Origin of the sequence: Kribbella sp. NPDC050820 (assembly GCF_040653975.1) — a bacterium.
Lineage (GTDB): Bacteria > Actinomycetota > Actinomycetes > Propionibacteriales > Kribbellaceae > Kribbella.
In genome coordinates, this window is record NZ_JBFAHB010000003.1 from 245,910 (window position 1) to 266,418 (window position 20,509).

The window sequence follows — 20,509 nt, forward strand, 5'->3', positions numbered from 1 at the left end:
TTGGTGGCACCGCAGTACGACGAGGGGCCTACAACCCGGCGCCTCCTTTCCCCTGGAGACGGAGTCACTCGATGGATATTGAGCTGGAGGACCTCATCGCCGACGCGGCTCGTTCGGGCTGGGCGCCGGAGCCATCGCGGCGCCTCGCTGCCGGGATCGAGGCGCGGATCGTGGTGCCGTTGTCGAGCCGGTTGAGGATGGCGCTGGGCCACGATGAGGCGGCCCAGCTCGCCCGGGTGATCGCGTGGGAGCGGTGCCTGGAGCTCGCGGACAACCCGCCGGCGGCCGGGGTGTCGTGGGGGTACCTGGCCAACCTGATCCGCTGGCGGCTGCAAGACGCGGTACGTGCCGAGGTCATTCGCCGCCGCCGGCACCCGCTGACGCAGCAGCCGCCTGAGCCCGAGGCGATCCACCGGTCGTCCCTGGGTCCGCATCTGGAGCGGATCGCGTCCGAGCTTGAGCACGAAGGAATGCCGGCGGCGGTGGTGCGCCGGTTGATCCATGTGGCCGCGGATGGTCCGCCGTTCTATCGCTCGGTGATGATCGCTCGGCTCCGGCGCGCGGGCGCCACGGGGGCGCAGGCGGAGGGGCTGGCGTGGCTGCTGCGGGGTGGCGCGGAGAAGGCGTCCGCGTTGGCACGCCTCGCCGTCGGCGAGGCACCCGGTCAGGTGTTCGCCGACCCGGCCGTACGGCGCTGGATCCGGGCCGCGGCCGGCCGTGACCGGCGGTTTTTCGGCGGACCGGTCCGTCTCGGCCACCGCCGACGGGCCGGATCAGGGCTTCTCACAGCGGCCTGACGAAAAGTCTCCCGGCCTCAACCGTTGAGGCCCGGCATGACGCACAACCACCACGAAGTACCCCGTCACCACTGGCTCATCCGGTACTACCGCGCGCAGCTCAGGTTCGAGCTGCGCGTGCTCACCGCGCTGCGGATCGTCCCGGCGCCGATCGCCGCTGCCGTGTTCGCGTGGCTGCGCCGTACCGAGATCCCGAAGAGAGGAAACCAAGTGAAGCAGTCGTCCCGATCGAAGATCGTGATCCCTGTCGTGATCGGCCTGGGAGCCGTCGCGCTGATCCTTGCCCTGGCCCTGCGTTGGCAAGACTCCCCGGAGGACGGATCGGCTACGCCGGACCCAGGCCGCACGGTGGTGCCAGGCGAGTCCGGGCAGGGCCCGGCGCGGCTGGAGGAGTGGAAGCGGCCGACGACGACGGATCCGCACGAGTTCGCGATCGCCTATGCCCGGGCGATCTGGACCTACGACACCACCCGCCACAGCCAGGTCGATTGGGAGAACGCGGTCAGCGTGTTCGCCGACCCGTCCGGCGCCGCTCCCCGGGTCGCGACGAGCCTGCTGCCGACCTGGTCGGAGTGGAAGCATCTCGAGTTGCGCAAGGCCCGCGGCACCGTCGCGGACATCACCGCCGAGACCACGCCGCGCCTCAAGGAGCTCGAGCGGAACGCCAAGCCGGGCTGGCGCGGCTTCGTCATCAAGGGAACGCAGACGACCGTCCTGGACACCGAGACGCTGGTCGTGGATCGGCAGGCGAGTGTGGCGGTGGTGTGTACGCCGACCTGCAAGTTCTGGTCCGCGACCGCGCAAGTCCTGCCGTGATCGTCAAGCTGACGCTGGCCGGCTGCCTGCTGGTCAGCGGCCTCGGCATGGTCGCTCCGCTCGCCATCGCAGCGAGCGGCGCCGACACCTGCGTCGCCACCCCTACAGAGCCGCTGCCGGCCGACTGCCAGCCACCGACCGACCCTGACGCCCAAACGGGCATCAACACCGGCACTGTTGCTGGCGAGCTGGCCGGCGCCGACGAGGCGGTCGCCCGGGCACTGCGGCTGGTCGGCGGACACGGCTACTACCAACTGTGCGCCCGGCTCGCGGCGAACATCTGGGGACGGCCGCGGTCGGGCTATTTCTCGGCCGCCGAGCAGTGGCGGCACATGGTGGCTACCGGCAACGCACACCGCGGCGATCGGCGGCCGCCGGTCGGTGCGCTGGTCTTCTGGGAGACCGGGGGACCGTACGGCCACGTCGCGGTGTACGTCGGCAATGGCCGTGTCGTTTCCAACGACATCAACGACCGGGTCCCGGGCGAGGGTGGGGTGTACCTCGTCGACGTCGGACTCATCGAGTCCAAGTGGGGCGCGACCTACCTCGGCTGGGCCCCTCCGATCTACTCGACCAACTGAAGGACTTCCACGTGTTCAACCGCAGCAGGTTCATCCAGCACCTGATCGTTCTGCAGGACCCAGGGATCAGCCCGAACTCCCACGGCCTGCCCGGGCTGCCGGCTCTAAGGCAGTTGGTTGGTGCGCTGTTGACGTTCAGCCTGGTCATCTGTGTGGCCGCGTTCGTCATCTCGGCCGTCGCCTGGGCGATGGGCAGTTTCAACAGCAACGCCCACTACGCCGGCAAGGGGAAGACCGGCTGCCTGGTCGCGGCTGGCGCCGCGATCCTCATCGGTTCGGCCAACGGGCTGATCCGCTTCTTCAGCAGCATCAACCTCAACTGAACCGGGAGACATGCGCGTGTCTTGGTCCGAGTGCCTGCTCACCCCGATCAGCTGCCTTGCCTCCGGCGGCGCTGACGCCGTCACCGACTCCTGGTGGAACTCGTTCCTGACCTGGATGGCCAAAGGCCTGACCACCACCGTGTCCTACACCTTCCAGGCCTTCAGCCTCAGTACGGCGCCACGCTTCGACCAGCAGTGGTGGCGCGACAACCTCGGGCTCATGACAGCGATCTCGCTGCCACTGCTCGTCGGTGTCTTCGTGCTGCAGTGCGTGTCCGCCGTCATCCGGCGAGAGCCGGGACGGCTCGGTCACGCGCTCTTGGGTGCGCTGCTGGGCACGGCCGGTGTCCCGCTCGCCGTCGCGGTCGTGGCGTCTGTCGGCCAGGTGGTGGACGGGATCTGCGTCGCGATCCTGGGCAATCAGGCGACCGAAGCCGGCCTGAAGCGGATGGTCGACCTCAGCGCACTGCCGACCGCGGCAACCCTTGGTGGGTTCATCCTGACCGCCGTGTTGCTGGGTCTGCTGGCGACCATCTCGCTGTACTTCGTGATGCTGATCCGCGAGGTCGCGATCGTCGCCTTCGTGGTGTTCGCACCGATCGCGATGGCGAGCTGGACCTGGTCGGCCACCCGGCACTGGCTGCGCCGGTGGATCGAGGTCGTCGGCGCGCTGCTGTTCTCCAAGATCGCGATGGCCGTCGTGTTCGCCGTCGGCCTGTCGGCAACCGGCAACACCGACACCGACGGCGAGGCGTCGATCGGGACGTTCCTGACCGGGATCCTGCTGGTCGCGATGGCGGCGTTCGCTCCTTTGGCGACGTTCTCGTTCATCCACTGGGCCGGCGACCAGGGACATGCCGCCGCCCATGCGCTGCAGCAAGGCACCGCGGGCACGAACGCCTTGCGGGAACGGCTCGACCAGGCGCAGCAGTGGCGCGCCGACCAGTTCGGCGGCTCCATCGGAGGCGACGACCCAGACGATGTGGTCGGCAAGGACAGCGACCCGGTCGATGATCGCTCGGCTGATGCAGCGGCCGCCACCGGCTGGTCGTCGTCAGGTGGCGACGAACCGAGCAGAGTGACTGGAGGAGCCACCGCGGCATCAGCGCCCGGCACGGTCGCCGGCGGCGAAGCCTCGACGGCAACCGCGGTAGCGACAAGTCAGGTGTCCGTCGACGGCTCAGCCGGCCCTGGCCAGCAGTCGGACGGCGACAACCAGGGTGGCGAAGGCCGATGACGAGTCCCAACACCCTGTCGACCCGATTCCCACGTCCGGAGCGAAACGCCGTCCTGCTCGGGCTTCGACCGGTCCAGGTCACACTCCTGTTGATCTCCGTGGTGGCTGCGACGCTCTCGGTGGTCAGCCAGCTGTCCGCTGTCGGCAAGCTCGGCGGACTGACGGCGGCGGGGATGTGCGCTGTGGTCGCGTTCGCCCGGGTCGAGGATCTGCCGGTGTATCGCTGGCTGATCCTCCGCGGCCTCCACGTACTGCGTTCCATGCGCGGACAGCACGCCTTCCGGGCGCACGTGATGCAGCCGCGACGGCACGGTCACCTGCAGCTGCCTGGCGAGGGCGGAGCGCTGCGGATCCTGACCAGCGGCTCCGGGATTGGTGTGGTGCACGACCCGCGCCGCCGCCGGCTGATCGCGGTCGCGAAGATCGAGGGCCCCGCGCACCTGCTGCAGAACTCCGACGAACAGGACCGACGCGTCACCGCGTACGGGCGCCTGATCGCCGGACTGTGCCAGGGCCACCGGATCGCGCGCGCCCAGATCCTCGAACGCACCCTGCCCGACCCCGGCGACGAACTGACCGAGTGGGCCAGGAAACGACACGTCGACCCAAGCACCCCGGCCGGCGCGATCTACACGGACCTACTGGAGCAGGCAGCCCCGGCCGCAGCCAAACACGAGACCCTGTTCAGCTTCGCGGTCGACCTCGACGCGGTCTCACGCGAGGTCCGCAAGCACGGCGGAGGACTCACCGGCGCCACCGCGGTGCTCGAATCGGAGGCACGCGCCTTCCAATCCGCGCTCGCCGCGGCCGGCGTGGTCGGCTGCTGGCTGAGCGCCGGCGACCTCGCCATGAGTCTCCGTGTCGCCTTCGACCCCGCCGCAACCCGCACCATCCCCAGCCCAGACCACCTGGACGCCGCCGACGCCGGCCCGCTCGGAGTCGACGGCGCCTGGGATCACCTTCGGACCGACTCGTCGCTGCACCGCGTGTATGTCGTCACCGAATGGCCGCGCGTCCGGACCACGCCGTCGTTCCTCAGTCCCTTGCTGCTCAAGCCAGGGATCCGCCGCACCTTCACCCTGGTACTGCAGCCGATCCCGATGGCCAAGGCCCTGCGCGACGCCCGCCGGCACCAGGTGGAACGCGTCACCGACCGAGCCACCCGCTCCAAGATCGGACAACTCGAGACCGAGGACGACCGGCAACTCGACGCCGACGTCGCCCAACGCGAACGCGACCTCGCGGCAGGACACGGCGACGTCCGATGGCTCGGCCTGCTCGTCGTCTCGGCCGACACCGCAGAAGCCCTCGACGACGCCTGCATGGAGATCGAGATCGCCGCCACCCAGGCCCTCCTCGACCTGCGCCGCCTGGTCGGCCAGCAGGTCGAGGGCTTCCTGGCCGCGGCGCTCCCGTTCGGGATCGGACTCTGATGACGAAACAGTCTGCCTACTACGAGCCTGCTGGCGCCGACCGGGCAACCCGGCGCGCCAACCGCAAGTCCGCACACGCGGAGCAAGTCGTGCCACGGGCCAGCGCGGTGGAGGGACCGCCGGACGGACCAGGCGGTGGCCGGCGCCTACGTCTGATGGTCGACAGACATCGAGCGACCACCAGAGTGCTGCGGGTCGCATATCCGTTTCTGGCCGAAGGAGGACTCGGTGCCGACGGCACCTACATCGGAGCCGACGTGTTCAGCGGCGGGTCGTTCGTCTACGACCCCTGGGTGCTGTATCAGGCCAGGGTCATCACGAACCCGAACGTGCTGCTCGCCGGTGTCATCGGCAGCGGCAAGTCATCCACCGCGAAAGCACTCATCAGCCGCTCCATAGCCCTCGGCCACAAGGCCTACGTCCCGTGCGACCCGAAAGGCGAGTGGACACCGGTCGCGAACGCCATGGGAGGGGCAGCGATCAAACTCGGGCCGGGACTGCCGACCCGCCTCAACCCACTCGACGCCGGCCGCCGACCCAGCGTGGTCGACGCCGACGAGTGGGACCGGATCGTGTGGTCACGCCGCCGCGCCCTGCTTGGCACCCTCGCCGAATCCACCCTCGGCCGCCCACTGGCCGCCGTCGAGCACACAGCGCTGGACCTGGCTCTCGAGACCGTCTCCCAGCAGGTCCAAGCGCCCACGATTCCCGACGTTGTCGTGGCACTCTTCACGCCCGACACGGCGCGCGCCGAGAACGCTGGGCTGAAGACCACGGGCCTGACCACCGACGGGCGTGAGGTCGCGCACGCGATCCGGCGCCTCGTCCACGGCGACCTGTCAGGGATGTTCGACGGCCCATCAACCACCGAGTTCGACCCGTCCCTGCCAATCGTGACCCTGGACTCGTCCTGGCTCGGAGCCGGCGGCAACGACCAGGCGCTGCGCCTCACCCTGGCCTGCGCGTCATCCTGGCTCGAGGCCGCGGTCGCCGACCCCGTCGGCGGTAACCGCTACATCGTGTACGACGAAGGCTGGCGGGTGATGCGAGACTCCGCGCTGCTGCGCCGGATGCAAGAGCAATGGAAGCTGTCCCGCGCCTTGGGTGTTTCCAACATCCTGATCGTCCACCGCCTGTCCGACCTGGCCGCCGTCGGCGACCTCGGCTCCGAAGCCCGCGCACTCGCCGAGGGCCTGCTGGCCGACTGCTCCACCAGAATCATGCTCCGCCAAGAACCCGACCAACTCGAACGCACCGCCAGCCTGCTGGGCCTCACCGACGTCGAGATCGCCACCATCGCCAAACTCCCCAAAGGCCGCGCGCTGTGGCGGCTGCCCAACCGATCCTTTGTGGTCCAACTCGTCCGCCACGCCCGCGAAGTCGAACTCTTCGACACCGACGCCCGGATGTAGACCGCCATGAACCCACACCCACCCCGCGACACCACCGACCTGCTCCTCATCGCGGGCGGAGTGCTGCTCGCCTGCGGAGGAGTGCTCTACCTGGCCGGCGGCCTCGCCAGCCTCCTCACCACCGGCCACTGGGTAACCTCGCACTGGATCGACGCCTTGCGGGTCGTGGTGCACCCGGGCGACCCGGCGGCCGCGTTCGGACTCACCCCAGCCGAACTCGCCCCGGCGGCGTACTGGAGCGTCCTCACGCTACTGGTCGGCACCCCGCTCGCCGGCGCCTACCTCGTCGGCCGGTTCTGGCTTGGACGGCGAGCCGGCTCTGCCAACCGGGCGAAGGCGCTCGCCACTCGCGCCGGTCTCGCGTCCAGGGCCGACGTCGAGGCAGCCGTCGGCCGTCGGCAGGTCGTCCGGCGAGGACGCTCGGCCCGGCCGCAAGCACCGACCAGGTCGCCGGGCGAGGCCGGGGTCCTGCTGGGTCGCTCCCGGGGCCGCGAATGCTGGGCGTCGGTCGAGGACTCGATGATCGCCGTCGGCCCACCCCGGTCCGGCAAAGGCCTGCACCAGATCATCAGCGCGATCATCGACGCCCCCGGCGCCGTCGTCACCACCTCCACCCGCCCCGACAACCTCGCCGCCACCCTCGAGTCACGCCGCGCCATCGGCCCGGTCGCGATCTTCGACCCCCAAGGCCTGGGCCGCGTCGAGGGCATTCGCTGGTCACCGGTGCGCGGCTGCGAGAACCCCACCACCGCGATGGTCCGCGCCAGCGGCCTGGCCGCCGGCGCCGGCTTCACCAAAGGCGGCGTCACCGACGGCGCCTTCTGGCACGGCCAAACCGAGATGGCACTGCGCGGCCTCCTGCATGCCGCGGCAATCGACGACACCGGCATCGACCAGCTCTACCGCTGGGGCCTCGAACCAGCCTCCGCCATCGAAGCCGTCACCATCCTCAACCGCTCCGAGCAAGCCGCCGAAGGCTGGGGGGACACCCTCGACGGCATCGTCCGCATGGACGGCCGCACCCGCGACGCCATCTGGGCCGGCGTCCGCTCGGCCCTGTCCGCCCTCGCCGACCCCGCCGTCCGCCGCTCCTTCGACCCACCACGAGGCGAAGGCCTCGACCCCGCCACCTTCATCAAACAACGCGGCACCATCTACCTGCTCGGCACCGGCGCCGGCGCGAGCGCCACCTCAGCGTTCATCGCCGCACTGCTGGAAGACATCACCGAGACAGCCCGCCAACTCGCCGCCCACAACCCCGGCGGCCGCCTCGAACCACCCCTAGCCTTAGTGCTCGACGAGATCGCCAACCTCTGCGCCGTACCGTCGCTGCCATCCCTGATGGCCGACGGTGGTGGCTCCGGCATCTCCACCCTTGTCGTCATCCAATCCCTGGCCCAAGCCCGCGAACGCTGGGGCGAACAAGCCGCCGCCGCGATGTGGGACGCCGCCACGCTGCGCCTCATCCTCGGCGGCTCCGCCCAACCGCGCGACCTCCAAGACCTCGCCGCCGTCTGCGGCGAACGCGACGAAGAAGTCCGCAACTGGAGCCGCGGCGCCGACGGAGCCCGCACCATCTCCACCAGCACCCGCCGGATCCCCATCCTCCCACCCGACGTCATTCGGACGCTGCCCTTCGGCACCGGAATCCTCCTGGCTCGCACCGCCCCACCAATCCTGCTGAACATGACGCCCTGGACCGACCGCCGAGACGCAGACCAGATCCGCCACAGCATCAACCAAGCATCGGTGCGCTGATGGAACCCAACGACGAGCTCGCCAGAGCATTCAGCCTTGCCGGCGGAAGCGACCCCTTCGTCGTCTGCTGGCGCGACCTCGACCCGACCAGCACGCAGCAGGAACTAGAGCGCCTGACCGAATGGGTGGACTGGGCAACGAACCGCTACAGCCTCGACCACAAGGTCATCCCACCCTGCTGGCCCGAACACGGCGCCGTTCTTGAGGAACTCTCCGCTCTTCGTACCTTTTGGGAAGCCTGCTACCAAGATGACGCTGCGCCCACCGACCCTCTCGCTTTCCACCGCGATCTAACCCTCGCGCTGCGCCGCCTCCGCGACTGGACCTCCCTCCTCGGCTGCACCCGAACCAACCACCGCCCTGAATCTTGACCGACGCGACCGCGGCACGCAGCGGTGTCCAGCACGCACTTCAATCTGACCAGCGATAGCAGAAACGCAGCTAGCCGAAGCACCTTCGCCCCTCCCGGCGCAAGCGGGCAGCACCGAGAGTAGGTCTTGACTTCTCAGTGCTCGGAATCTACGGGCTGGTGTTGCGGATCGCTGCCGTTCCAGACTTTGTGGTGGCTTCTGATGTTGATCGTCGGAGCCTATAGAAGAGGTTGGGCACGCGTGGTCCGTCCCGACGGAGGAGATATGCCGAGTCTTGGACTTCGCGACAATCTGCCGCTCTGAGGCTTGACGACCGATGGAGGTACGCCTGCCACAGGTCGTGGATCCTTTCCTCGATCTGCCGCCTGGCGGCGCTGTGGGTCCAGTGCTGCCGTGCGATATCGAGGGTGTCGAGGAATGCGGGCGCGCTGGGCAGGAAGATCTTGATCAGGTAGTCGGCCAGGGTGAGGTTTCCGACGAGAGCGACGGCAAGGCCGACGAGGAACCAGGAGGTTCCGGTGATCAGGACGGTAGTGCCGTACGCGTGGTGATCCCGGCGGCTCCAAACCATGCTTTGCCGCTGACACAGGAGGACATCGGCGGGCCACGGTGTGTTGCCGAGTTCAATGCTGTACCAGTCCCGGTATTTGGTGTCGTCCTTGATGTGACGCGCCGCGGCCGCCTGATCTTCGGGTGCGGGTGGCCTGCCGACGAGGGGGGTGTTCCACGGCAGGTGGAAGAGGCTGGTGTCGAAGAGTTCCTGGGTTCGGACCGCGTCCAACGTGCTGCGTTGCTCCAGCCAGGTCAGGAGGGTACGGCCGAGGACCAGCCAGCCGGCACTTACTGCTGCCACGACTTCACTGCTGGCTGGGATTGCGAGGGCGAGGATAGGGCCAACTGAGGCGAGACCAACGGTTCCGAGAGCTCGAGCGCGCCGCCACCGGTGGGCAATCTGGTAGTGGCGGCTGTAGGCGAGAAGGCGGCGGAGATGTTCTTCTTCGTTCTGTCGCTGCTTTATCCGCGCAGATTCGCCTGCTGGAACGGGTCGAGGGGCGGACCTGTTGGTCATGACAGGGGAAACAGCGGGCCGAACAGGGCGCGCCAGGCTGCGAGTGCGTCGCCGGTGCGTCCGGCCCGTTCCAGGTTGATAGCGGCGGTACAGGCACTCTCGGCTTCACGCAGTGCCCTGCGTGCGTTCACCATTTTGGTGGCGTCGGCGTCGAGGACGTCGGAGATGTCCGGGCCTACACCTGCCGGATCGGGCCAGCGCTGATCGAGCCGATCTGCTGCGCTGGCGAAGAACTGCCGCAGTTCTCGAGCGTGGTTGCCGGTCCACGGCCCGACCATGAGTTGCAGTGCCATCACCTCGATGAGGAATGAAGGTTCCACTGGATGGGCCTGGCCCTCGTTCCATTTCTTGAGCATCTTGACCAGCGGCTTCCATTGATCCGCGAAGTTCTTGTTCGCCTCGGTTGCTTTGGCCGCGTGGACCTTTGGGTTGGTGTGGATCCATTCGCCTGTGAGGTCGTCAGGAATGAGGTAGTGGTCGCCGGACGTGAAGGCGGGCACGACGTCGAAGGACACGACCTCGTCGCTGACGTCGTCAACGAGGTTCACTCCGAAGTCGACGCGGACCGCTCGGCGGTCGCAGCTCACGCGGTCTTTGCCGTAGTGCGGAACGAGCGCTTCGCGGACTACTTCCAGTACGTCGTGTGGGTGCTTGTTTAGGTATGTGGTGTCTGTAAGGACGATCATGATGTCGACGTCGCGGAGAGGTTTGGTTTTGGTGTGTCGCCGGTATGCGCCGGTGAGGAAGTCGTCGTCGATGTCTAGCGCTGCGTCGAGTTGCTGGCGCAGCCTCTTTTGGCGGGAGCTGGCGGACGCGTCCTCGGCAGTGGTGGTCTCCAGTCGTCCGCGGAACTTGAAGAAGGCTTCGTTGACGCTGATCATCAGCTGCTCCTGGTGTAGTAGCTCAGGCCGGCACCGAGGCTGCCGCCGCCGATGGCGGTGCCGACCGAGTGCCGGCTAAATCCGGCAGTTGACCGCAGCGTGGTGGTGGACCAGCCGTCGACGGCTGGGTGACCTGGCGAGGTATCGGCAACGAACCGGTACTCGCACCGGCTCGGGTAGGAGTCGCTCTTTCGCACCGTGTACGAGATTGTGTCTGGGTCGAGCCACAGATCGCCGTCGCCATCGCCGTAGTAGCCGTAGTCGATGGTGAAGTCAAACCGACCGACCAGATCTGCTCCGCGGGCCTTGAGGGGGTCGTAGACCTCGAGTACGAGGCCCTTCAGGTGCTGGGTGTCCAGCCAGGTCGCGACACCGGCCTCCAGCACCGACCACTCGTTCTGAAGCCTGGTGATACTAAGGCCGCTCTCGCGGATGATCTGCTTCATGCTGCGGAGCATGTTGGTGGCGACGTGGGTCGCCGCGTAGGTGTGGGTGTTGACCCGCACACGGGTGCTCACGGTCGCTCCATCTCGTCGTAATTGATCGATACCAATCCAGGCGTGCGATCTGCCTGAGAGGCAGCCTCGAGAGAAACGCCGGCAGTGGTGTCTCGCGCGTCGATGGAGGGGTAGGCCTGCAGGGCAGTGCGGACGTCGTCGATGTCGTCGATGCCAGCGGGTAGGGACAGCGTCCAGCCAGGCGTGGCCAGCGGCCAGGTGGCTAGGGTGGCGGGATCGCGTTCGGCTTCGATCGCGGCCGTCCCGTGCACGGTGTACACGCGAATCCGGTCACCGACGGCGGGCACAACGATGATCGGTGTATCGCGGGTGTACTCCTCGCTGATCAGCATGGCGGCGATGTTGGTGATCGCAACTAGGGTCCTGCGCGCCTCGTGATTGGCCATCGTGAGCAGCGCGGTGATCGCGCTCCACGTTTCCACCGACGTACGCACCGGCACGGACGCGATCCTTCGCGAGATGACGCTCATCCCCGCCCCCTTCGAATCTCGGTGATCGCGGCGATCAGGTCCGCGCCGGTGACTTGATCTGGGTCGCCCTTACTCTTCGGACGGAGTGCACAAGCAGCGGCCACCACCTTCCGTAGTTGACGACCGTCCAATCCGTCCGCCAGGTCGGCGGCGCGGTCCAGAACCCTGGGCTCGAGCAACTCGGCCCCACCCGGAAAGGCCGCAGCCAGCGCAGCAGCGGTGTGCTCCAAAATGGCTCGGCGAGCGTCGCGATCAGGCAGCGGCACCTCGAAGATCGAGTCAGCGCGCGAATCCAGGGCGGCATCGATGGCCCGCGGGAAGTTGCTCGTCGCGATGACGAGTACGTCGGGGTGCCGACGAGCCAACCGATCTAGGCCGACAAGCGCTGCATCCACTGCGCGGTGGACGTCGATGGGGTTACTGTCCATTGACAGCGCGTTCCTATCGGTGAACATCGTCTCCACCTCGTCGATCAGGATGATCGTCGGCCCGGCGGCAGCGTGCTCGTCTAGAACAGTCCCAAACAGCTGCTCGACGCTGCGCTGGCTGCGTCCCAGCGAGGAACTGGCCAACGCGTGCGGGTCGATCTCGAGGAAGAGCCACTCGGCTGCACCGGTCACCGTGTCGGCCACCTTGTCGGCCAGTCCCCGCGCGACCGTGGTCTTGCCCACGCCCGGACGGCCCGTCAGCAAGATGACGCCGTGCAGCGGGAGGGCATCGAACGGCACCGCAGCGCGTAGGTGTATTCCAGCAACCGCTGTCCGTAAGAGCCGACCCTTCATGTCTGCCGGTAGGACGATGGCCGACCACGCGCTTGAGAACTGGTCATCAGGCAGGAGCCTGGCATCCGCGATACCCGGCGTGGCAGCGTCCGGCAGTTGGCGCTCGGTCGCCCGCGCGTCGATGAACCCAGTCACAGGTGATCCCCTTCGTGTGCCGTTGCAATCAGCCGCACCTTCGATTGCCGCCTTTGATGGAGGCATGCGGCCTTGGACAGGCATGCCAAGAGCCGTACAGCTGATGCTGAAATCGCAAGAATCCTAGCGCAAGGGTTGCGAAAATCGCAAACTGCGCAATAGCAGACCGCGATGCCCCCGCTCTGGGGCATGTGGCGCCCTGATCAGCAGACCTCGTGGTGTGGGGGAACCCGGACCTCGCGCGGATAGTTCCAGATTGCCTTGAGCAGCTCGTACGCCTGGGGGCAACCAACCTCGCCTAGCGCGTGCGCGTCCGCCAGGACGTCCGCTGTGTCCATCACGTGCAGTCCGCTTGGGCGACGACGAGCGAAGTCGGCTGCCGGCCTGTCGTCGGTGATGAAGATCCGGTCACGAACGTCTGTTCGCTCAAGTGCGCGAATCGCCTCCGCTTCGCCTAGATGGCGGAGCGGCTCGGCAGACGTTCCGCCCAAGCCGCGACGGATGAGGTCAACTACTTCATCACCAGGTTGATCGAGGCGGATCGGGCTCCCAAGCCAGCCGGATTCGAGGTCGACGACCCGCTGGAGCAGGGGCTCAGCAGCGACTCCACGGCTGACCTCGTGCCGTATCGCCTCAGTCCAGCCTGCCCGACTGCCAAATCGGCCTTCGAGTATCCAGAGCGCGTCGACAACGGCGAAATTCTGAAAAGTGCACGCATCGATCAGCACCAGTTGATCAGTTGAGGATACCTGCGCACGAGACCTTCGCCGACGCGGATTCACCCCTCGAGTTTACGCTCGCCGATCCGATTCGTCATAGAACCAGAACCGGATCCTTATCCGCCATCTCCTCCTCGGTCATCGGCGGCAGAGGTTCCAGTTGATTTAGAAGGACGTCCTCGGGAACGCTGCTAAGTCGCGCGAGCACACGTACGCTGATGCCGCCCGTGGTGTATGCCTCCACTGCCCGCTGAAGCAGGCCAGTGGGTAGACGGCGAGATCCGACGCTTTGCAGTTGCCGTTGATATTCCTCCGCATGCCCGGAGAGAAGTACCAGCTTGCGGGCAGCCATGCTCCGAACACGATCTCGACCGGCCGCGTTCACCAGACCAAGATTGTGCAGGCGGTATGCAAGCGCATCGAGGCTGACACGGTACTGAGCAAGCAATGCGCCGATCGCTGCTTCGGTTGGACCCCCTGATCCGAGCAGTTGCCTCAGGCCCTTCTCGGGCATAAGGAACGCTGCGGCGAAGCTGTTTGCCCTTGTCTCGGCTGTGCTGCGACGTCCATAAAGATCCTCGTCTATGGTGATTCCGGCAGTATCGCCATCCGTATCACCTGCAGCAATATGACCAATCTCGTGAGCGAGTGTGTAGCGTTGACGCGTGGCAGGAATAGCGCTACTCACAAGCGCTAGACGGTAATCACCTCGGGATACGCTGAGGCCATCGAGCCCTGCGGGAAGTGGCTCAACGGCGACGTCTATGCCAAGCTTCTGCTCACAAAAGTTGTCGAGCTCCCCGATGTCTGAGTCTCCGACGCCCGCGATGCTACGAACGGCGCTAGCGAGCTCGGCAGCCTGATGGACCGCGCTGCCGCGAACTTTCCTCAGTGGGAAACGACTTGGCATTGCGCCTAGGCCGAGATCGCAGAGAATTCGGTCAATTTCGAGTAGATCCTCGACGCGGCTCAATGCCTGCTGTACAGCAGGGCTCGAATGGGGCTGAGCGCGGGCTGAGATGCGCGTGTCCTCGCCGTCTTTGTTGCCAAGCAGGACGTCGACGGGTGTCCCAGTAGCCTCGGCGACGAGCGCAAGCTCCAATCCGCTAAGGCGTCGCTTGCCGCTCAGCACCTTAGATAGCGCGGTTGGATCCAGTCCGATCGCGTTTGCGAGCGACTGTTGAGTGAGTCCCGAAGTTCGAATGGCGCTGCGGATGCGGCCGGCGAGTATCCCTGGGTCTACTGGCATGCCCGGAACTATAGCTGAAACTTGCTAAAATCGCAAGTCTGTGCTAGGGGGCAACGCTAGTTTGTAGGCACCTGAGTCGGGGATCACGCAGGGATCCGGAATCGTATCCACGCTGGAGGTGCACTGCTGGCTTGCGATCGGCTGTGGGCTCGGGGGACTCTCATCCAAGAGTTCGTCGATGTGAGCTCGCTGCTGGTCGCAATCTGCTGACGTCCTCCCGGTGATGACTGGACCCATTGTGCACGGCGAGCTGTCACCGCGATCTTACTGTGAGTATCTCCCTCATTTATGCGACCAGTGAGACCGAGAACTGCTAGTGCAGCAGGTAGATGAGTAGCCCTTACCGAGCGAGCTGGGCCACAGGGCAGACCATCTCCGCGTTGGATGGGTTAGCTGTCCGGGACCGCAGGAGTGGGAGGACGAGGCGGCTCGCTCTGACTTTTCGATGGCGGTCGCGTGGACGACGGCTGTCGGTCACGTAGGTGGTGCAGGAGGCGGGAACGGTGGCGATGCTGTGCGGCGCTGTTTGTGGCGGGCCCCAGTCCGTAGCTGCCGGTCTCGCGGATCTGGTAGCGCTCGCGATAGGCCGCGATAGCGCGTAGGTAGTCGAGTTGTACGGGCTGCGACGCGCCAGAGAGACTTTGCAGCAGGGCCTCTGCCCATGGCGGGCAGTCTGTGATTGCGCGCTCCGCGAGCCAGTTGGCGCGCTGTGCGATTTGCGACTCGAGCTCGCGCAGCGGTGGGGTCAGTGTCGGATCGCTGACGTGGTGCGCGGGTGCCACGAGGCCGGCGATCAGGCAGGGAGCTTGCTGGCGCTGGCGTTCTCGACGGGTCACCAGGTGGTCGATTCTGTTGTGGAGGACTGCGGCGATGTCGTGCGCGTTGTGCAGAGGGGATTGCTGTACGGCTCGGCGAACGAGTTGGAGGATGTCGAGTTGGAGGTGTTCGGCGCGGCGGAGTTCGGCGAGCAGCGCGCCGTACGCCGGAGAGGCTTGCACGGCGGCTTGGTCTGTGGGGTCGAGTCCGCTGGTGGTGATGGCGTGGTGGTAGCGGGTGCGGGCGTCGAGTTGGCAGAGGTGCTCGTGGATCGGGATTAGGCGGTCGAGGCGCGTGGCGTTGTCTAGCTCTTGGCGCATGACCTCGTGGGCGGATTGCTCGGTGCCGGGGTCGTTGAGAACAGCCTCGAGGATGTCTTGCATGCTCTGTTCCACGTGGGGTTCGTGGAGGTCGGTGGTGGCTTGGCGGGTGGCTACGTAGGCGTGATTGGCGTCGCGGCCGCGTGTCATGCCGACATAAAGGAGAGCTCGGGTGAGATTGGCCGTGACGATCAGGTGGGTGGTGTCGACAGTTGCGCCTTGGGCTCGGTGGGCTGTGGTGGCGTAGGCGAGTTCGACGGATTGCTGGACGTAGGTGCTGGGAAGGGTGACAGTCTCGCCGGAGTGGTTCTGGACGGTGAGGGAGCCGTCGGGCCAGCGGTGGATGACGGTCCAGTGGTCGCCGTTCTTGACGAAGCCGGTGTTGTGGCGGAGGCGGCGGTTGTTGACGCGGGTGACGATGTGGTCGCCGAGGCCGACGTGGTTACCGTTGTGGAGTTCGATGCCGTCGGGTTCGACTTGCCCGGTGGTGATGCGGTCGAGGCGGGCGCGGGCGTTGAGGCGGGCGACGGTGGCGTTGTCAGCGGCGATGAGAAGGCTGGTCTTGCCACTGGCGGTGTCGATACTCCAGGCCTTGTAGGCGGCGTCTTCCATGGCATCGCTCGGGCCGGCGGAGAGGCGGTGGTGGTCGTCGTACGCGTCGATGGCGCCGAGGTCGCCGCGACGCAGCGCGAGACTGGCATCGCGTTCCCAGGGGTTGGCAAAGCGCCAGACGTCGCTGAGTTCGGCGGCGTCGGTGTCGCGGGCGATGAGGCGGAAGGCACCGCCGGTATCGGCGGCGGAGAGTTGGTGGTCGTCGCCGACTAGGAGGAGTTTGGCGCCCGCGGCGTTGGCGGCACGGGCGAGGGTGGCGAGCTCCATGGTGCTGGCCATGGAAGCTTCGTCGACGATGACGAGTTGGTCCTTGCGGAAGCTCCAGCGGTCCTGGTCGGCGCGTAGCGCGGCGAGTTGGATGGTGAGGCGCTGGTGGCGGCGTTTGCGGCGTGCTCGGTGGGCGAGTTGGGCGGCGTGTTCGGTGTGGTGGATCTGGTCGCGGCGTTGTTCGGCGCCGAGGCCGGCGGATTCGTAGATCCATTTGGCGATGTTCTCGGTGGGTGTGCCGATGGCGTCGGACAGGATGGTCGATGCGGCGGAGGAGGGGGCGAGGGCGATGATCGATCCTTCGCCGTGGACGGCTTGCCAGCTGGTGGTGAGGGCGGACAGGAGACTGGTCTTGCCGGTGCCGGCAGGGCCGATCAGGGCCTCGATTCTCTGTCCGCTGGTGCCGATGCGGTGCAGTGCCCGGACCTTGTCTGCGCTCAGGCCTGCTGTGCTCATTGCGGTCGCGGCGATCGTTGGGCCGGCGCAGTCTCGGGACAGGTCGAGCAGGATAGCTTCGGCGCCGAGGATGACGGGTGAGGTGAAGATCTCGCCGTTGTGGATCGTGAAGACGCTCTCGCCGCTGGCTCTGGTGACCGGGACTGTGACGAGGTCGGGGGTGGTGAGGCTGATCGAGTGGTGTTCGGCGCGTTCGACGATGGCTTGGAGTACGGCGAACCGGTCAGCGGCGTGGGTGAGGCGGAGGAGCCGGGTCTGGCGGGCGGCTTCGGCCAGGAGGTTCCAGCGGTTCCAGGTCGCGCGCTTGGTCTGCAGGGTGAGGACGGTCGCTGCGCCGTAGGCCTCGATCGTGTCCGGGCTGAGGTCGGCTGCGGTCAGGGGCCGCTGGGCGGCCTGGTCGAGGGCGTGCTGGATCGCGGCGATGGCGTCGCGGCCGATGGCCTGGTCGGCGCGTGTTCGCCAGTCGGTCATCATCGCGGCGAGCGGTCGGGCGAGGTGTTTGGGTGGGCGGTTCATCAGGGTCGCCTGCTGGCGCAATACGTACATCTCGCGGCAGGTCGGTGGGGGAATCTGGTCGTCGCGTTCGTCGAGAAGGGCCGCGAGGTTGGCCTCGATCTGTTCGGTTCGGGCGGAGAACTCGCGGATCAGGTAGTCGGGTACGGCGTCGATCTCGAACGCCGGATTGCGCTGCGCGCCGCGTTCGCGCAGCTCCCAGGTCACGCCGAGTCGCTGCGTCAGCTTGTCGGCGACGAAGACGTTGTAAATCTCCGACATCGCGACGATGCAACGGTGGAGAACGCGACTATCGAGAGTTCGCCAGGAGCCGTCGGGGCCCTGGACGCGGTTGGCGACGACGACGTGAGTATGGAGCTGGGGATCGCCGCTGCGGGTGTCCCAGTGGTCGAAGGCAGTGGCGATCAGGCCACGCGTGTCGAGTTGAGCGACACCGCCGTGGCCGGTTCTCGTGAAGGCGGCGTGCTGTTCGATCAGGGAGAGGACGTCGTGCACGGCCTCGTGGTGGGCGACGACAATCTGCTCCTGAACGCCGACGTCGGTGGTCGCCCAGAGGGCCGAAACTGATTTGGCGGGGGAGAAGGTGAGGTCGAAGCCTGCGACCGGTTGCTTGGTCTTCTGGCGCATCTCAAGCCTGCGAATTTGCTTGATCGCGGTGTCTCTGGCGGCCGCGTCGAGTGCGGGATCGAGCGCCCGGATCTGGCCTGCTATCCGCCCTGAGGGGCCCTTGGATGGCTGATGTGGCCGGCCGAGTGGGCGGCCGTTGAGCGGGTCCTCGGCGCGCCCGAAAAGGGCCGCCATCTGGGCCTCGGTCACCTCGTCACCGGGCCGGAGTCGGCTGTCGCCGAGGCCGCTGAGGCCGGCGCCGATCCATCGCCCGGGTGGGTATCCCGACGCCGTGTAGTAGGCGGTCAGCGGGGTGGCCATGCGGACGTCGATGTCGCCGGAGGCGATGTGCCGAAGCAGGTATTTGTAGCCGTCTCCGGCGGTCAGCCGATGGATGCTCAGCATTGTCGCGGGCCTCCGGATCTGTCGAGAAGTCGATGCGTCGGGTGCTCCATAACCGGGTCAACGGGCGACGTGTACCGAGCCGGATTCCTGCCGTGTCGGCAGGGCGGTGTCGGCGGAGGGGTCGTATTCGGGCTGGGGCGAGTTCAGGGCCGGCCCGCGGTCGGCGATGTAGCCGGTCCAGTCGCGGGCGGCGAGTTTGGCCCAGTCGGCGGCGGTGGTGTCGGCGATGCCGAGGAGTTCGGCCAGGACTGGGGCGGGCATCTGGCCGGCGAGCTGGAAAAGTGCGGCTTTGCGTGACTCGTAGGGCTTGATGCCGATGGCAACGAGTTGGGCGCGGATGTTCTCGGTCTGGAGGTGTTGTCCTGGTTTGCCGCCGGGGAAGAGCCATTGGCTGCCGCGGGAGGCGTAGAGGCTTTGGCCTCGCTGCTGTAGGTGGTCTCGATGATCTGGTCGACTGGGGTGGGCATCTGGATCGGGAGGGTGTTGAAGGTGACGTCGACGCGGCTGTCGGCGTGGTTGTCGGTGGCGGTGGTGATCTGGCTGGTGCGCATGGCGACGATGCGTGAGAGGGGTTGGGCGAACAGCAGGGTGAACAGGCCGCCGAGGCGGGTGTAGCTGCGCAGGGTGTGGTCGTGCAGCAGGCGTTCGACGTGCTGCCAGCGCTGCTCGTCGGAGATGCTGACTGTCGGTGCGGCGGCGGGGAGGTAGGGGATGCGCAGCCGGGTGTTGGTCCGGCTGCGCCGCAGCCAGGTGATGAAGGTGTATTCCGAGGCCAGGCTGATGGCGTGGCTGGTTTGGTAGCGCTCGAGTTGTTCTTGGGTGGCGGTGGCTGCGGTGGTGTCGTGTGCGTGGAGGTAGGTGAGGAAGCGGATTGCTGCGGAGATGCGGTCGCGGGCGCTGTCGGTGGCCGTCTTGGTGAGCTGTCCTTGGCGGGCCATGGTGCGTAGTCGGCGCAGCACGTGCCGGTGGGCGAAGCGGCGGACCAGGTCGGCGTGGTCGGCGGGCAGCGGTGCGAGTTTGTGGTCGAGCCAGGGCGGGATCCGTTCGATCCGGGGCTCGTAGGCGGGCAGCACGCCGAGCGACGCGAGGAGTTCACGCAGGTAGTTGTGGGTGCGGTCGCAGGGCAGGGCGCGGAAGGTGTCGTGGCTGATGTCGAGTTCGCGGCGGGCCATTTGGCCGAGCAGCCGTGGGCCGGTTGCGGGTTGCCTGCGCAGCCACCAGATCCCGGTCTGGGGGCGTTCGGAGTTGACCAGTTCGTCGAATACCGGCCTTAGCCGGGGATGGATCTGGCCGGTGCCGGGGTCGGTCAGGAGCGTGGTGAGCCGTTCGCGCAGGATGCAGCGGGCGCAGCGGTTGGCGCCGTAGGGGTGGTCTTCTCGGCCGCACTCGTGGCAGGCGAAGACCGACTCGGCGCTGGCGCAGGACGCGCAGACGATTGAGGTGTCTTCGCTGTCGTCGGCGCGGGCAGTGGGGTCGGTGAATCGGTAGGCCAGCGGGCGGGTCGTCCCGCAGCCCGGGCAGGGTTGGGGATGGTAGTGGCGCCGCCGGCGGCAGGTCTTGCACATCCAGGCGTGCGGTAGCCGGGTGTGGGTGCTGGGGCGGCCGCAGTCGAAGCAGGAAGGCTCACTCATCGGGACGGCGAACGCGTGCGCGGACCGGGCGCAGGTCACCGATTCCAGGCCCTGTGCCGGGACCGGTCTCGCCGGCCGCGGGTGCGGAACGGGCCTGTTCGTGGCGCAGTTCGAGTAGGTCGTTGGGGGTGCAGTCCAAGATGTCACACAGCGCCGCGAGTAGGTCGACGTTGATCCGTTGCGGGGTCTTGGTGACGACCCGGTGCACCATCTGCCGGGAGATCTCGACGCCCCGTTGACGCAGCGGCTCCACCAGGTCGCTGGTCTGGAAGATGCCGTTCTCGGCCATCACCTGGCGCAGGTTCCACCGGATCACCGTCTTGGTGTCCATG

Annotated in this window: 20 protein-coding genes; 10 read left to right on the forward strand and 10 right to left on the reverse strand. The window is 67.1% G+C overall.

Features of this window, described 5'->3' with window-relative positions; all coding sequences use genetic code 11:
• Positions 1-71: 71 nt before the first annotated feature.
• The 9 genes from AB0H36_RS05140 to AB0H36_RS05180 are packed head-to-tail and all read left to right on the forward strand — an operon-like array spanning position 72 to position 8,728.
• Positions 72-797 (forward strand): hypothetical protein, encoded by a 726-nt coding sequence (locus AB0H36_RS05140; protein ID WP_360516719.1) that lies wholly within the window; start codon positions 72-74, stop codon positions 795-797.
• 36 nt (positions 798-833) lie between these two features.
• Positions 834-1,613: a hypothetical protein gene (locus AB0H36_RS05145; protein WP_360516722.1), complete on the forward strand. Its 780-nt coding sequence runs from the start codon at positions 834-836 to the stop codon at positions 1,611-1,613.
• Entirely contained in the window at positions 1,610-2,194 is a 585-nt protein-coding gene (locus AB0H36_RS05150) for a CHAP domain-containing protein (RefSeq protein ID WP_360516725.1), read from the forward strand. Before AB0H36_RS05145 ends, AB0H36_RS05150 begins: the two co-directional genes overlap by 4 nt.
• Before the next feature lie 11 nt (positions 2,195-2,205).
• Positions 2,206-2,517 (forward strand): DUF6112 family protein, encoded by a 312-nt coding sequence (locus tag AB0H36_RS05155; protein ID WP_360516728.1) that lies wholly within the window; start codon positions 2,206-2,208, stop codon positions 2,515-2,517.
• Positions 2,518-2,533: 16 nt separating this feature from the next.
• Positions 2,534-3,754: a hypothetical protein gene (locus AB0H36_RS05160; RefSeq protein ID WP_360516732.1), complete on the forward strand. Its 1,221-nt coding sequence runs from the start codon at positions 2,534-2,536 to the stop codon at positions 3,752-3,754.
• On the forward strand, positions 3,751-5,187 hold the full coding sequence (locus AB0H36_RS05165) for an SCO6880 family protein (RefSeq protein ID WP_360516735.1): 1,437 nt from the start codon (positions 3,751-3,753) through the stop codon (positions 5,185-5,187). The genes AB0H36_RS05160 and AB0H36_RS05165 overlap by 4 nt, the downstream gene beginning before the upstream one ends.
• Complete coding sequence (locus tag AB0H36_RS05170) at positions 5,187-6,599, forward strand: ATP-binding protein (protein WP_360516738.1); 1,413 nt, start codon at positions 5,187-5,189, stop codon at positions 6,597-6,599. Before AB0H36_RS05165 ends, AB0H36_RS05170 begins: the two co-directional genes overlap by 1 nt.
• A 6-nt stretch (positions 6,600-6,605) precedes the next feature.
• A complete protein-coding gene (locus tag AB0H36_RS05175) occupies positions 6,606-8,357 on the forward strand; it encodes a TraM recognition domain-containing protein (RefSeq protein WP_360516741.1) in 1,752 nt (583 codons plus the stop codon).
• On the forward strand, positions 8,357-8,728 hold the full coding sequence (locus AB0H36_RS05180; RefSeq protein WP_360516744.1) for a hypothetical protein: 372 nt from the start codon (positions 8,357-8,359) through the stop codon (positions 8,726-8,728). Before AB0H36_RS05175 ends, AB0H36_RS05180 begins: the two co-directional genes overlap by 1 nt.
• 148 nt (positions 8,729-8,876) lie before the next feature.
• Here AB0H36_RS05180 and AB0H36_RS05185 read toward each other — a convergent pair whose 3' ends face one another.
• The 6 genes from AB0H36_RS05185 to AB0H36_RS05210 form a co-directional block, all read right to left on the reverse strand.
• Positions 8,877-9,797, reverse strand: a complete 921-nt coding sequence (locus AB0H36_RS05185; protein WP_360516747.1) for an S-4TM family putative pore-forming effector — start codon at positions 9,795-9,797, stop codon at positions 8,877-8,879.
• Positions 9,794-10,678, reverse strand: a complete 885-nt coding sequence (locus tag AB0H36_RS05190; protein WP_360516750.1) for a CBASS oligonucleotide cyclase — start codon at positions 10,676-10,678, stop codon at positions 9,794-9,796. Before AB0H36_RS05190 ends, AB0H36_RS05185 begins: the two co-directional genes overlap by 4 nt.
• Entirely contained in the window at positions 10,678-11,196 is a 519-nt protein-coding gene (locus AB0H36_RS05195) for an HORMA domain containing protein (RefSeq protein ID WP_360516753.1), read from the reverse strand. The genes AB0H36_RS05190 and AB0H36_RS05195 overlap by 1 nt, the downstream gene beginning before the upstream one ends.
• Positions 11,193-11,666, reverse strand: coding sequence for a hypothetical protein (locus AB0H36_RS05200; RefSeq protein WP_360516756.1), 474 nt, complete (start codon positions 11,664-11,666; stop codon positions 11,193-11,195). The genes AB0H36_RS05195 and AB0H36_RS05200 overlap by 4 nt, the downstream gene beginning before the upstream one ends.
• The gene (locus AB0H36_RS05205) at positions 11,663-12,583 is read right to left on the reverse strand and encodes an ATP-binding protein (protein ID WP_360516759.1); all 921 of its coding nucleotides are present in this window, start codon (positions 12,581-12,583) and stop codon (positions 11,663-11,665) included. Before AB0H36_RS05205 ends, AB0H36_RS05200 begins: the two co-directional genes overlap by 4 nt.
• A gap of 203 nt (positions 12,584-12,786) precedes the next feature.
• Positions 12,787-12,921 (reverse strand): hypothetical protein, encoded by a 135-nt coding sequence (locus AB0H36_RS05210; protein ID WP_360516762.1) that lies wholly within the window; start codon positions 12,919-12,921, stop codon positions 12,787-12,789.
• 120 nt (positions 12,922-13,041) lie between these two features.
• Between AB0H36_RS05210 and AB0H36_RS05215 the strand changes: the two genes are divergently transcribed.
• Entirely contained in the window at positions 13,042-13,326 is a 285-nt protein-coding gene (locus AB0H36_RS05215) for a hypothetical protein (protein ID WP_360516765.1), read from the forward strand.
• 70 nt (positions 13,327-13,396) lie between these two features.
• Here the strand turns inward: AB0H36_RS05215 and AB0H36_RS05220 are convergent, their stop codons facing one another.
• The 4 genes from AB0H36_RS05220 to AB0H36_RS05235 form a co-directional block, all read right to left on the reverse strand.
• On the reverse strand, positions 13,397-14,551 hold the full coding sequence (locus tag AB0H36_RS05220; protein ID WP_360516768.1) for an XRE family transcriptional regulator: 1,155 nt from the start codon (positions 14,549-14,551) through the stop codon (positions 13,397-13,399).
• 389 nt (positions 14,552-14,940) lie between these two features.
• On the reverse strand, positions 14,941-18,546 hold the full coding sequence (gene mobF / locus AB0H36_RS05225) for a MobF family relaxase (protein WP_360516771.1): 3,606 nt from the start codon (positions 18,544-18,546) through the stop codon (positions 14,941-14,943).
• 143 nt (positions 18,547-18,689) lie between these two features.
• Entirely contained in the window at positions 18,690-19,718 is a 1,029-nt protein-coding gene (locus AB0H36_RS05230; RefSeq protein ID WP_360516774.1) for a hypothetical protein, read from the reverse strand.
• A gap of 451 nt (positions 19,719-20,169) precedes the next feature.
• Complete coding sequence (locus AB0H36_RS05235) at positions 20,170-20,508, reverse strand: helix-turn-helix transcriptional regulator (protein ID WP_360516777.1); 339 nt, start codon at positions 20,506-20,508, stop codon at positions 20,170-20,172.
• Position 20,509 lies beyond the last annotated feature (1 nt).